We start from the raw sequence: 12,716 nt of genomic DNA, 5'->3' as shown, positions 1-12,716 counted from the left end.
GTGGCCGCCGTCGTGTTCTGCCCGATCACGTTCAACCTCGCCGAGGTGACGCGCATGATCGAGGTGGCCCGCGCCCTTCCCGCCCGGCACACGCCGGTGTTCATGGGCTACGAGGACGACTTCGCCCACCTCGTCGCCGAGGCCGGGTTCGAGTACCGGCCCCAGCACCCCGCGTTCACGCCCGAGGAGCGCGCGCTCGCACTGCGGTTCGACCAGGGCCGGACGCTGCGCAACCCGTTCACCGCCGAGCTCGTCGCCGCGCGCGTCGACGCCGAGCGCGCGCTGATCCGCGACGTGAAGGCGGCGGCGGTCGTCATCGGCACCAACCCCACGTCCATGATCTCGGCCCGCGCCGAGCACGTACCGCTCTTCTACCCCGTCCCGTTCGCCCTCACTCGGCCGCAGGTGGAGCAGACGGCGCGCCTCGGCCTCGTGCGCGGCACGGGACGCGCCGCACGGACGCTCGACCGCGTCGCGACGACCGCGCTGCGGTGGGCGTACAACCACGCCCCTCTCGCCCCGCACGCGTTCACCACCGTCGCCCGCGCGCACGGCGTCCCGCCGCTGCGGACGGTCGTGTCGCTGCTGGAGGCCGACCGCAACCTGCTCACCGTCATGCCGTCCGAGCTGGAGGGGTACGCGCTCCCGGCCGGGTACGAGCGGGTCGGGCCGATCTTCGCCCACCTCGACACTCCGCTCCCCGAGGTGGTCCACGAGCTCGCCGCGCGGCCCGAGCCGCTCGTCTACCTCGGGCTCGGGTCGTCGGCGAGCCGCGACCTCACGCTCGCCGCCGCGCGACGGCTCGGCGATCTCCCCGTCCACGTGGTCGCGCCCGTCGCGCACTACCTGCGCGACGGCGACGTCCTGCCCCCGAACGTCCATGTGACCGACCTGCTCCCCGCGCACCGCCTGGGCGGGCTCGTCGACGCCGCCGTCCTGCACGGCGGGCAGGGCACCGTCCAGACGGCGTGCGCCACGGGCGTGCCGTTCGTCGGCATGGGGCTGCAGCCCGAGCAGATGTGGAACGTCGACGTCTGCGTCCGGCAGGGCAACGCCGTCGCGCTCTCTCCGAAGCAGGCCGGGACGACCGCCCTGCCCGACGCCGTGACGCGCCTTCTCACCGAGCCGCGGTTCCGCGAGGCGGCCGGGCGCGTGCGCGACGCCTACGCCCGCGAGGACGGCGCCGTCGTGAGCGCCCGGGTCATCGCCGCGGCGATCGACCGCTGAGCCCTGTCTCCCGCACGAGCGACGAGCGCTGCACGGCCGCGTCGACGTCGAACGCCCTGGGAACGCGCGAGCAGCAGGAGGTGGGCCGGGCCGGCGAATGCCCAGGGCTACCGCACGACGAGCGCGACGGCGAGCAGCAGCACCGTCGCGACGATCTCCCCGATCCCGACGGCCTTCGGGCTCAGCGGCCGGCCCGGCAGGAGCGCCGCCCGCGCGGTCGCGGCGGCGAGGAACGCCGTCGCCCACCACCACGTGGGGTCGTGCACGACGGCGACGACGCCCGCCGCGACGGTGACCGCCGCGTGGTACGCGACCGAGGCGACGACGTACGACAGCATGCCGCGCTCGCGGATCATCGTCTTGACGTAGAGCACCGTGCCGAGCAGGTACGCGAGGAGCAGCGCGGCGACCAGCCAGACGACGGCCGGGACGGCGAGGACGGACGCACCCGTGGGCCGGCACGCCGCGTCGGCGACGACCGTCATGAGCGACGCCGCGACCGTCAGGGCGCCGCCCGCGGCGACGGACCGCTCGGTGCGCCGCGCCGACGCCCACAGCCTGAGCGCGGTCCTGCACGCCGCGCACCGTGCCGACCACGAACGGCAGCAGGAGCATGGGCCACGCGCCGTGCTGGTTCGGCACCCAGCCGGGCGGACGTCGGGCCACGTCCCGAGGCTAGCGCCGCGGCGGCCGGCTCCGGCCGCGCGGAGTCCCCCGTCCGCGCGGCCGCACGTCCCGGCCTCGCAGGACCTTCGTCCTGACCTTCGACGGCGTCCCGCGGCGCGCCGTCGACGGTCGCCACGCGCCGTCGTCGGACTAGATATGGTGGCGCAGCCGTGATTCACACCCCACATGTTGGGGTACGGTCCGTCGCGCAACCCCTGCGCGCCGGCGAGAACCCGGTGGGCAGAGGGGACGAGCGATGACCGCCATCGAGCTCGACCAGGCAGCACCGCACCGCACGACCGCCACGCTGGAGGTCCTCAAGCGCGACGGCCGCCGACGGCCGTTCGACGACGCCCGCATCCGCGCCGCCGTGACGAAGGCGTTCGCGGAGGTGCACGGCGACCTCACGGCGACGCACCGCCGCCGAGTGGCGGAGGTCGTCGACCGGGTCGACGCGGAGATCGCGGCGCGGTTCGACGCGACCGTGAAGATCTACGAGATCCAGGGCGTCGTCGAGCACGTGCTCCTCGAGTCGCACGAGTACGACGTCGCGCGCGCCTACATCGACTACCGCGTGCAGCGCGACTTCGCACGCAGCCGCGCGACGGACCTCAACCACTCGATCGTGCGGCTGCTCGACAAGGACTCGACGGTCGTCAACGAGAACGCGAACAAGGACAGCGAGGTCTTCAACACCCAGCGCGACCTCACGGCCGGGACCGTGGGCAAGGCGATCGGGCTGCGGATGCTGCCGCCGCACGTCGCGAACGCGCACCAGAAGGGCGACCTGCACTACCACGACCTCGACTACCACCCGTACGCGCCCATGACGAACTGCTGCCTCATCGACTTCCGGTCGATGCTGTCGAGCGGCTTCCGGATCGGGAACGCGCAGGTGGAGCCGCCCCGCTCGATCCAGACCGCGACGGCGCAGATCAGCCAGATCATCGCGAACGTGTCCTCCAGCCAGTACGGCGGGTGCTCGGTCAACCGCATCGACGAGCTCCTCGCCCCCTACGCCGAGCGCAACCTGGAGAAGCACCGCGCGGACGCGCGCCGGTGGATCGCCGACGAGTCCGCGCACGAGGAGTACGCGCGGGAGAAGACGCGCAAGGACATCTACGACGCGATGCAGTCGCTGGAGTACGAGATCAACACCCTGTTCACGTCGAACGGGCAGACGCCGTTCACGTCGGTCGGGTTCGGGCTCGGCACGGGCTGGCTGGAGCGCGAGATCCAGCGCGCGATCCTCCAGATCCGCATCCGAGGTCTCGGCAGCGAGGGCCGCACCGCGATCTTCCCCAAGCTCATCTTCACGCTGCGCCGCGGCGTGAACCTCGACCCCGGCGACCCCAACCACGACCTCAAGCAGCTCGCGGTCGAGTGCGCGACGAAGCGCATGTACCCGGACGTGCTGTCGTACGACAAGATCGTCGAGCTCACCGGGTCGTTCAAGGTGCCCATGGGGTGCCGGTCGTTCCTCCAGGGCTGGCAGGACGAGCACGGCCGGGACGTCTCGGAGGGGCGCATGAACCTCGGCGTCGTGACGCTCAACCTCCCGCGCATCGCGCTCGAGGCGGACGGCGACCCCGACGCGTTCTGGCGCCTGCTCGACGAGCGCCTGGAGACCGTGCACGACGCGCTCGTCCTCCGCATCGAGCGCTGCAAGGAGGCGACGCCGGGCAACGCGCCGATCCTCTACGTCCACGGGGCGTTCGGGGAGCGCCTCGCTCCCGGCGACGACGTCGACCGGCTCTTCCGCGACGGCCGCGCCACGGTGTCGCTCGGGTACATCGGGCTGTACGAGGTCGCCGCCGCGTTCTACGGCGGCGCCTGGGAGCACGACCCGCGGGCCAAGGAGCTCACGCTCGACGTGCTGCGGTCCCTGCACGCGCACGCCGCCGGGTGGACGGCGCGGCTCGGCTACCGGATCAGCGTCTACGCGACGCCGAGCGAGAGCCTGACCGACCGGTTCTGCCGCCTCGACCGGGAGCGGTTCGGCGCGGTGCCCGACATCACCGACAAGGACTACTACACGAACAGCTTCCACTACGACGTCCGCAAGAGCCCGACGCCGTTCGAGAAGCTCGACTTCGAGGCCGAGTACGCGCGGTACACGTCGGGCGGTTTCATCCACTACTGCGAGTACCCGGTGCTCCAGCAGAACCCGAAGGCGCTGGAGGCCGTGTGGGACTACGCGTACGACCGCGTGGGCTACCTCGGCACGAACACGCCCATCGACCGCTGCTACGCGTGCGGGTTCACGGGCGACTTCGACCCGACCGCGCGCGGCTTCGCGTGCCCCTCGTGCGGCAACGCCGACCCGCGCACGTGCGACGTCGTGAAGCGCACGTGCGGATACCTCGGCAACCCGCAGCAGCGCCCCATGGTGCACGGCCGCCACGCGGAGATCTCCGCGCGGGTCAAGCACCTGGCGGACCCGGCGTCGGCGTGACCACGCGCACCCCCGGCCCCGGCTGGCGCTCGGACCGCGTCAGCCGGGGGTACGTCGCGGACTACAAGCCGTTCGTCATGGTGGACGGCGAGGGCGTGCGCTGCTCGCTGTACGTGAGCGGGTGCCTGTTCGCGTGCGAGGGCTGCTTCAACGAGGCCGCGTGGAGCTTCCGCTACGGGCGCCCGTACGACGACACCCTGGAGGACCGCGTCCTCGCCGACCTCGCGCACCCCGCCGTGCAGGGCCTGTCCCTGCTCGGCGGCGAGCCGTTCCTCAACACGGGCGTGTGCCTGCGCCTCGTGCGTCGGCTGCGCGCCGAGCTCGGCGACCGCCGGGACGTGTGGTGCTGGACGGGCTACACCCTGGAGGAGCTGCGCGCGGGGACCGCGGACCAGCGCGCGCTGCTCGCCGAGGTCGACGTGCTGGTCGACGGCCGGTTCGAGCTCGCGCGCCGCGACCTCACGCTCGCGTTCCGCGGCAGCACCAACCAGCGCGTGCTCGACGCGCGGGCCTCCCTCGCGTCGAGCCGCGCGGTCCCCTGGCATCCACCTGCCGCGATAGAGCTCCGGTCCACCGAGGTAGAGGCCCGGTAGCTCGAGGTAGAGGCGTGGTAGGCCGAGATGGACGCGGGGTCACGGACCGGGCCTCTACCTCGAGCTACCGGGGCCCCTACCTCGGGTTCTGGTCAGACGGTCTTGCGGGTGCGGCGGATGCCGACCCACAGGCCGACGACGCACGTCACCGCGGCGGCGACGAAGCCCCACAGCACGTCGGTGTCCGCGAACGACCCGGCGAGCAGCGCGCGCTCGGCGTCCACGATGTAGGTGAGCGGGTTGAACAGCGCCGCCGTGCGCATCCACGCCGGCCCGGCCTCGAGCGGCAGCATCATGCCGGACAGGATGAGAAGGGGGAACAGCAGCGACTGCTGCACGCCCCAGAACAGCCACTCGCGGTTCTTCGCGGCGAGCGCGAGCGCGATGGACAGCGCGCCGACGCCGATGCCGAACAGACCGAGAAGCAGCAGGCCGACGAGCAGGTGCAGCGGGTAGAGCGTGAACCCGAACGGGACGCAGACGAGCGCGATGAGCAGGCCCTGCACGACGAGCGGCGCGAACTCCTTGAGCGAGCGGCCCACGAGGATCGCCGAGCGGTCGAGCGGTGTCGCGAGGACGCGCTCGTAGGAGCCGGTCATCATCTCGTAGAGCAGGTTGGACCCGCTCATGGACGTGCCGAACAGCGAGATCATGACGATCACGCCGGGCACGAACCACTGCAGCGTCTCCGCGGTGGACCCGCCGCCACCGGGCGCCCCGCCCCCGAACCCGCCGACGGCTCCGGTGAGGAGCGGGCCGAACAGCCCGAGGAAGATCAGCGGCTGCAGCAACGAGAAGATCAGCGTGAACGGGTCGCGCAGCACGAGCAGGATCTCGCGCGTGAAGACGGCCCAGGTGTCGGCGAGGAACTTTGCGGCCCCGGTCCGCAGGAGGGCGTCGCCGCCGGGCGTCGTCCGGCTCGCCGGCGACGGGAGGTCGGTGCGCGTGCTCATGCTGCCTCCTCTCGCAGGCTGCGCCCGGTGAGGTTGAGGAACACGTCGTCGAGGCTCGCCTGCTTGAGCTCGGCCGAGCGCACCACCAGGCCGCCGACGCGCAGCGCCTCGATGGCCTCGGGCAGCCGGTCGGCGCCGTGGGTCGTCGAGATGCGGACGGTCACGACGCCGTCGGCGCCGCTCGCGGTCTCGACCTGGCCCACGTCCTCGGCGAGGGACGCGCGGACGCGGCCGACGACGTCGGGCACCGCGCCCGACCCCTCGCCCGAGGCTCCGCCCGACAGGTTGCCACCGCCGGCCGCGGGGACCACCGCGAGCGTGATGACGTCGTCGGCGTGGTCGCGCTTGAGCGCGTCCGGCGTGGCGTCGGCGATGATCTCGCCGTGGTCGATGACGACGACGCGCTCGGCCATGCTGTCGGCCTCATCGAGGTAGTGCGTGGTGAGCACGATCGTCATGCCGTACCGCTCGCGCATCGCGGCGATGTGCTCCCAGAGGTTGGCGCGCGCGTGGGGGTCGAGTCCCGTCGTCGGCTCGTCGAGGAAGAGCAGCGGCGGGTGGTTCATGAGCCCGAGCGCGACGTCGAGCCGGCGCCGCTGGCCGCCGGAGAGCGACTGCACGGCGCGCTTCTCGAGCCCGCCGAGGTCGAGCGCGGCGAGCAGGTCGGCGGCCCGCTGCGTGTACTCGCCGGGCGGCAGGCCGTAGAAACGGCCCTGGTTGTGCAGCTCGTCGAGCACGCGGTAGGAGTACCCGCCCCCGTTGCCCTGCCCGATGAAGCCGATGCGCGAGCGCACGTGCGCGGGGTGCCGCGCGACGTCGTAGCCGGCGACCTCCGCGGTCCCGGCGGTCGGTTCGAGGAGGCTCGTGAGCATCCTCAACGTCGTGGACTTGCCGGCCCCGTTGGGGCCGAGGAACGCGACGAGCTCGCCCCCACGGACGTCGACGTCGATGCCCTTGACGGCCTCGACGGTCTCTTTCTTGCGGTAGAAGGTCTTGGTCAGGCCACGGGCTCGGATCACCGGAGCCACCCTTTCGTACGCCGTACCGAAATTGACGACCCACGTTAGCATACGGTGTACGGGAAGAGGCAAGCCTTTGTCCCGCCGGGGTCGTCCGGGCGGGGCACGACCGAAGTCGGGGAGGATACGCACGTGACGACCGACCGCACCGACGAGCGCGACGGCGACCGCGCGCCGTCGGGCTCCCCGCAGCCCTCGCCCGCGACCCCGGAGCAGGAGGAGTCGGAGCAGCGCCCGCGCGGCGTCGTCGCGGCCGCGGACGCCGGGGTCGCCTCCGCCGTGCAGGCCGCCGAGCACGCGCGGGCCCAGTTCACGGAGGTCGTCCGCACGCCGGAGATCACCCGGCGCCTCGCCCTCCTCTGGGACCCGCCCGCGCCCGCGACGCGGGGGCGCAAGCCGCGGCTCACGCTCGACGACGTCGTCAACGCCGGGATCGCCGTCGCGCAGGAGGGCGGCCTCGACGCGCTCTCCATGCGGCGCGTCGCGACGGAGCTCGGCGTCGGCGCGATGTCGCTCTACACGTACGTGCCCGGCCGCACCGAGCTCGTCGACCTCATGATCGACCGCGCGTACGCCGAGCTCGACCTGCCCGAGGCCGGCGCGCCGTGGCGGCCCGCGCTCGCGCAGTACGCGCACGAGCTGTGGAACCTCTACCTGCGCCACCCGTGGATCCTGCAGACCAACATGTGGCGCGCCCCGCTCGCGCCCCACGTGCTCGACGCCCAGGAGGCCGGGCTGCGGACGATCGTCGACACGGGCCTCTCCGAGCTCCAGGTCGTCGACACCCTCGGCCTCGTCGACAACTACGTCCAGGGCCTCGCGCGCGCCACGATCGCCGAGCGGACCGAGCGCGACGCGACCGGCGTGGGCAACGACGAGTACTGGACGACGCTCGGCAGCTTCTGGGAGGACTGGTTCGACGTCGAGCGCTACCCCGTCATGACGCGCGTCTACGTCGCGGGCGGTTTCGACGCCCCCCAGGGCCCGTTCGACGCGAGCCTCGACCGCCTGCTCGACGCCGTCGAGATGGCGATCGACCGCGCGAACGCCGCCGAGCCGAGGTAGAGCCCCGATCGCGCGAGGTAGAACCCTGGTCGGTCGAAATAGAACCCTGGTCGATCGAGGTAGAACGCTGGTCGGGCGTGGTAACGGCTGACGCGCAACCGCCACCCCTGGCAGGATCGACCCATGGATCCCCGCGCCGGCATGCCCGCCCAGCCCAGCGACCTCATCGACGTCGACGCCGTGGTCGGCGCCTACTACGACCTCACGCCCGACGTCGACGACCCGGCCCAGAAGGTCGTGTTCGGCACGTCGGGCCACCGGGGGTCGAGCCTGGACCACGCGTTCAACGAGGCGCACATCATCGCCATCACCGCGGCGATCGTCGAGTACCGGCGCTCGCAGGGCACGGACGGCCCGCTGTTCATCGGGCGCGACACGCACGCGCTGTCGCTGCCCGCGTGGCAGACCGCGCTCGAGGTGCTCGTCGCGGCGGGCGTCCAGACGTACGTCGACGCGCGCGACTCGTTCACCCCGACGCCCGCCGTCTCGCAGTCGATCCTCCTGCACAACGAGGCGACGACGGTCGACGGCGTCCGCACCACCGGCCCGGGCCTCGCGGACGGGATCGTCGTCACGCCGTCGCACAACCCCCCGCGCGACGGCGGCTTCAAGTACAACCCGCCGCACGGCGGCCCCGCCGGGTCCGAGGCGACCGGCTGGATCGCGGACCGCGCGAACGAGATCCTGCGCACCGGCGTCGGCAGCGTGCCGCGCGTGCCGCTGACCCAGGCGCTCACGTCCGAGCACGTGCACAAGCACGACTTCCTCACCACGTACGTCGACGACCTGGCGAACGTCCTCGACCTCGACGCCATCCGCGACTCCGGCGTGCGGATCGGCGCCGACCCGCTGGGCGGCGCGTCGGTCGAGTACTGGGGCGAGATCGGCGAGCGGTACGGGCTCGACCTCACGGTCGTCAACCCGCGGGTCGACCCGCGGTGGGCGTTCATGACGCTCGACTGGGACGGCAAGATCCGCATGGACTGCTCGTCGCCGTACGCGATGGCGTCCCTCGTCTCGGGCATGACCGGGGAGTCCGGCGACGCCGAGGGCGGCGCGCCGTTCGACGTCGCGACCGGCAACGACGCCGACTCCGACCGCCACGGGATCGTCACGCCCGACGCCGGGCTCATGAACCCCAACCACTACCTCGCCGTCGCGATCCAGTACCTCTACGGCGGCGCGCGCGAGGGCTGGCGCGACGACGCCGCGATCGGCAAGACGCTCGTGTCGTCCGCGCTCATCGACCGGGTCGCGGGCGGGCTCGGTCGCCGGCTCGTCGAGGTCCCCGTCGGGTTCAAGTGGTTCGTGCCCGGTCTGCTCGACGGTTCGGTCGGGTTCGGCGGCGAGGAGTCCGCGGGGGCGTCGTTCCTGCGCAAGGACGGCCGCGTCTGGTCCACGGACAAGGACGGCCTGCTCCTCGCGCTGCTCGCGTCGGAGATCATCGCGACGACGGGCCGCACCCCGTCCGAGCACCACCGCGACCTCGTCGAGAAGTACGGCGAGTCCTGGTACGCCCGGGTCGACGCGCCCGCGACGCTCGAGGAGAAGGCGACGCTCGGCAAGCTCTCTCCCGAGCAGGTCACCGCGACCGAGCTCGCGGGCGAGCCGATCACCGCGAAGCTCACCGACGCGCCCGGTAACGACGCCCCGATCGGCGGGCTCAAGGTCACGACCGAGAACGCGTGGTTCGCGGCCCGGCCGTCGGGCACGGAGAACGTCTACAAGATCTACGCCGAGTCGTTCGTCTCCGCCGAGCACCTGACCCAGGTCCAGGCCGAGGCGAAGGACGTCGTCTCCGCCGCTCTCGGCAGCTGATCGTCCCGCCGGGGTAGAACCCTGGTAGCGCGAGGTAGAACCGTGGTCATGACCAGGGTTCTGTCTCGGCGAACCAGGGTTCTACCTCGGCGTACCGAAGTTCTACCTCGCGCGACGGCGTTCGCGCGCTTCCCACGTGTCCGTCGCGACGCGCTGGGCGTCGCGGAGCGCGCGGGCCGGGTCCACACCCTTGGGGCAGACCTGCGTGCACGCGCCGACCTGGATGCACGGCCAGGCGCCGAACTCGGTGTCGAGGACGTCGGCGCGGTCGAGCTCGCCCGCGTCGCGCGAGTCCTCGTCCCAGCGGCGTGCCGTCGCGACGACGGCCGGGCCGAGGAAGTCGGGCGCGACGTCGAGCTGTGGGCACGCCGCGTAGCAGAGCATGCAGTCGATGCACTCGGCGAAGCCCTTGAACGCGGCGAGCTCGCCGGGCGTCTGCCGGTAGCCCAACGTCGGCCCGACCGCCCGCAGCACGTCGCCGCCGTCCGGCGCCGGCGGGCCGTCGACGTCCTCGCCCACCTCGCCCCCGGCGCCGGCCCCCGCCCCGGCGCCGGCTTCAGCCCCGACCCCGGCCGAGGGCGGGTCGACGAGCGGGAGGCGCGTGGCGCCGTCGGGCACGAGCCAGGGCTGCACGGTGGCGAGCTTGCCGAGGAACGTGTCGGTGTCGACGACGAGGTCGCGCAGCACGTCGGCGTGCGCGAGCGGCTCGACGACCAGGCCCGACGTGCGGTAGCCGCGCACGAACGTCTCGCACCCGAGCACCGGGCGGCCGTTGACCCTGACGCCGCAGCTCCCGCAGACCGCCATCTTGCACGACCACCGGAACGTCAGCGTGGGGTCGGCGTGGTCCTTGACCCACTGGAGCGCGTCGAGCACGGAGGTGCGGTCGTCGTAGGGCACGTCGAACACGTCCCGCCGCCCGGTGTCCGCGTCGTCGGGCGACGTCCGCGCGACCTCCAGCCGCACGGTCCGTCCGACCTCGCTCGACCCGAGGTCGCTCATACGTCCTCACTCCTTCCCGTCGAGAACGACTCTGTCGTTATCGAGCCCTTTCCGACAGCAACCTCGTGCTCGGCGGCGGGCCCGGCGCCCACCGGGACGTGCGCCACCTCGATCAGGCCGCCCGTATCCAGCCGGACCTCCGAGTGGTGTGCCACCGACTCGCGCTCCGGAAAGTCGAGGCGCTGGTGCGCTCCGCGCGACTCCTCCCGAGCGAGCGCGGCAGCGACGGTCGCGTGCGCGACGAGCAGGGTCGCGCCGAGCTCGACGGTCGTCGCCCAGTCGGTGTTGAGCACGGCGCTCGTGTCGGCGACGCGCACGTCGGCGTACCGGGCGCGCAGGTCCTCGACGGCCGCGAGCGCCCGCCGCAGGCCGTCGGCGTCGCGGTAGATCCCGGCGTCGACGTCGAGGACCCGGCCGAGCTCGGCCCGGATCGCGGCGGGCGGCTCGGTCCCGCGGCCCCGCATCGCGAGGTAGCCGTCGGCGATCTCGGCGGCGCGGTCGACCACCACCCCGTCCGCCGACGCCGGACCGACGCCGGCCCCGGCACCCGCCGCGCCGCCGTCGGCCCCCGGGTGCCCGACCGCCCGCGCCCACACGAGCGCCGCCTCGCCCGCCGCGCGCCCGACCACGAGCGTCTCGACGAGCGAGTTGGACCCGAGCCGGTTGGCGCCGTGCAGGCCGGTGGACGCGCACTCCCCCGCGGCGAACAGCCCGGCGATGCCGGTCGCACCACGCGCGTCCGTGCGGATGCCGCCCATCGTGTAGTGCGCCGTCGGGCGGACGGGCACGGGCTCGGCGGCCGGGTCGACGCCCGCGAACTGCTTCGCGAGGCCCGTCACGAGCGGCAGCCGCTCGGACAACCGCGCGCGCCCGAGGTGGCGCAGGTCGAGCAGCACGACGCCGCCGTCGGGGGTGGGGATCGTGCGGCCGTCGCGGTCGGCGTGCCAGAACGCCTGCGACAGCCGGTCGCGCGGCCCGAGCTCCATGGTGCGCGGCACCGGCGCCCCGACGGGCGTCTCAGGCCCGAGCCCGTAGTCGGCGAGGTAGCGCCGGCCGTCGGCGTCGAGCAGCACGCCGCCCTCGCCGCGGGCGGCCTCCGTGAGCAGGATGCCGCTGCCCGGCAGGCCGGTCGGGTGGAACTGGAGGAACTCCATGTCGCGCAGCGGCACGCCGGCGCGCAGCGCCATCGCCGCGCCGTCGCCCGTGCAGATGCCCGCGTTGGTGCTGGTCCCCCACGCGCGCGCCGAGCCGCCGGTCGCGAGGACCACGGCGGGCGCCTCCAGGAGCAGCGGCTCGCCGCGGTGCTGGTCGTGCACGACGACGCCGCGCACTCGCGCGTCCGGCCCGCCCGCGTCGTCGACCACCAGGTCGAGCACGTGGTGCTCGTCGTACCGGCGGAGGGGTCCGTCGGCGCCCGAGTACCGCAGCGACGTCTGGAACAGGGTGTGGAGCAGGTGGAAGCCGGTCTTGTCCGCGGCGAACCACGTGCGCGCGCGGCTCATGCCGCCGAACCGCCGCACGGCCACGTCGCCGTCGTCCGTGCGCGACCACGGCAGGCCCCAGCGCTCGAGGCGGTACAGCTCGCCCGCGGCGCGCTCGACGACGAACCGGACGGCGTCCTCCTCGCACAGCCCGGCGCCACCGGCAAGGGTGTCGGCGACGTGCTGCTCCAGCGAGTCGTCGTCGCCCACGACGCCCGCGGCCCCGCCCTCCGCGGCGACGGTGTGCGAGCGCATGGGGTAGACCTTCGAGACGAGCGCGACGACGGGTGCGCGGCCCTCGTCCCGCGCCGCGGCCTCCGCGACCGCGAGCGCCGCACTGAGACCTGCGCCACCGCCGCCCACGACGACGACGTCGGCGCGCTCGACGCGCAGCGCGGTCACGCGGGCCCCCACGGCGCGGCCGTCGCGGGACGAAC

10 protein-coding genes are annotated in these 12,716 nt (G+C 73.4%); 5 read left to right on the top strand and 5 right to left on the bottom strand.

The window, feature by feature from the left end:
• Positions 1 to 1,227, top strand: coding sequence for a glycosyltransferase (locus JN535_RS21430; RefSeq protein WP_205201775.1), 1,227 nt, complete (start codon positions 1 to 3; stop codon positions 1,225 to 1,227).
• A 107-nt stretch (positions 1,228 to 1,334) separates the two neighbouring features.
• Here the strand turns inward: JN535_RS21430 and JN535_RS02710 are convergent, their stop codons facing one another.
• Positions 1,335 to 1,712, bottom strand: coding sequence for a hypothetical protein (locus JN535_RS02710; RefSeq protein ID WP_205201773.1), 378 nt, complete (start codon positions 1,710 to 1,712; stop codon positions 1,335 to 1,337).
• Positions 1,713 to 2,149: 437 nt separating this feature from the next.
• Here JN535_RS02710 and nrdD point away from each other — a divergent pair, with 437 nt between their 5' ends.
• Together nrdD and nrdG are read left to right on the top strand one after the other, a co-directional pair.
• A complete protein-coding gene (gene nrdD, locus JN535_RS02700) occupies positions 2,150 to 4,348 on the top strand; it encodes an anaerobic ribonucleoside-triphosphate reductase (RefSeq protein WP_205201771.1) in 2,199 nt (732 codons plus the stop codon).
• Entirely contained in the window at positions 4,345 to 4,941 is a 597-nt protein-coding gene (gene nrdG / locus JN535_RS02695; RefSeq protein ID WP_307868129.1) for an anaerobic ribonucleoside-triphosphate reductase activating protein, read from the top strand. The genes nrdD and nrdG overlap by 4 nt, the downstream gene beginning before the upstream one ends.
• A 92-nt stretch (positions 4,942 to 5,033) precedes the next feature.
• On the opposite strand, the gene JN535_RS02690 is transcribed toward nrdG, so the two are convergent.
• Together JN535_RS02690 and JN535_RS02685 are read right to left on the bottom strand one after the other, a co-directional pair.
• The gene (locus tag JN535_RS02690; RefSeq protein WP_205201769.1) at positions 5,034 to 5,894 is read right to left on the bottom strand and encodes an ABC transporter permease; all 861 of its coding nucleotides are present in this window, start codon (positions 5,892 to 5,894) and stop codon (positions 5,034 to 5,036) included.
• Positions 5,891 to 6,913, bottom strand: a complete 1,023-nt coding sequence (locus JN535_RS02685; RefSeq protein WP_307868128.1) for an ABC transporter ATP-binding protein — start codon at positions 6,911 to 6,913, stop codon at positions 5,891 to 5,893. The genes JN535_RS02690 and JN535_RS02685 overlap by 4 nt, the downstream gene beginning before the upstream one ends.
• A 132-nt stretch (positions 6,914 to 7,045) precedes the next feature.
• Here JN535_RS02685 and JN535_RS21425 point away from each other — a divergent pair, with 132 nt between their 5' ends.
• Positions 7,046 to 7,978, top strand: coding sequence for a TetR/AcrR family transcriptional regulator (locus tag JN535_RS21425; protein WP_205201756.1), 933 nt, complete (start codon positions 7,046 to 7,048; stop codon positions 7,976 to 7,978).
• Positions 7,979 to 8,101: 123 nt separating this feature from the next.
• Positions 8,102 to 9,796 carry a phosphoglucomutase (alpha-D-glucose-1,6-bisphosphate-dependent) gene (gene pgm, locus JN535_RS02675; RefSeq protein ID WP_205201754.1) on the top strand — a complete coding sequence of 565 codons (1,695 nt, stop codon included), beginning with the start codon at positions 8,102 to 8,104 and terminating at the stop codon, positions 9,794 to 9,796.
• Between the two features lie 102 nt (positions 9,797 to 9,898).
• On the opposite strand, the gene JN535_RS02670 is transcribed toward pgm, so the two are convergent.
• Both JN535_RS02670 and JN535_RS02665 read right to left on the bottom strand, forming a co-directional pair.
• Complete coding sequence (locus JN535_RS02670; RefSeq protein WP_205201746.1) at positions 9,899 to 10,798, bottom strand: succinate dehydrogenase/fumarate reductase iron-sulfur subunit; 900 nt, start codon at positions 10,796 to 10,798, stop codon at positions 9,899 to 9,901.
• Positions 10,795 to 12,681, bottom strand: a complete 1,887-nt coding sequence (locus tag JN535_RS02665; RefSeq protein ID WP_205201744.1) for an FAD-binding protein — start codon at positions 12,679 to 12,681, stop codon at positions 10,795 to 10,797. Before JN535_RS02665 ends, JN535_RS02670 begins: the two co-directional genes overlap by 4 nt.
• Between the last annotated feature and the right edge of the window lie 35 nt (positions 12,682 to 12,716).

The sequence above is a fragment of the Cellulosimicrobium cellulans genome, assembly GCF_016921195.1.
GTDB classification, from domain to species: domain Bacteria; phylum Actinomycetota; class Actinomycetes; order Actinomycetales; family Cellulomonadaceae; genus Cellulosimicrobium; species Cellulosimicrobium cellulans_F.
The sequence above is the reverse complement of the archived record's forward strand: the minus strand, read 5'-3'. Positions and strand labels throughout refer to the sequence as shown.

Excerpts from the sequence above, each read along its gene's own strand:
- JN535_RS02710 (WP_205201773.1), bottom strand. The coding sequence starts at position 1,712 with ATGACGGTCGTCGCCGACGCGGCGTGCCGGCCCACGGGTGCGTCCGTC.
- nrdD (WP_205201771.1), top strand. The coding sequence starts at position 2,150 with ATGACCGCCATCGAGCTCGACCAGGCAGCACCGCACCGCACGACCGCC.
- JN535_RS02690 (WP_205201769.1), bottom strand. The coding sequence starts at position 5,894 with ATGAGCACGCGCACCGACCTCCCGTCGCCGGCGAGCCGGACGACGCCC.
- pgm (WP_205201754.1), top strand. The coding sequence starts at position 8,102 with ATGGATCCCCGCGCCGGCATGCCCGCCCAGCCCAGCGACCTCATCGAC.
- JN535_RS02670 (WP_205201746.1), bottom strand. The coding sequence starts at position 10,798 with ATGAGCGACCTCGGGTCGAGCGAGGTCGGACGGACCGTGCGGCTGGAG.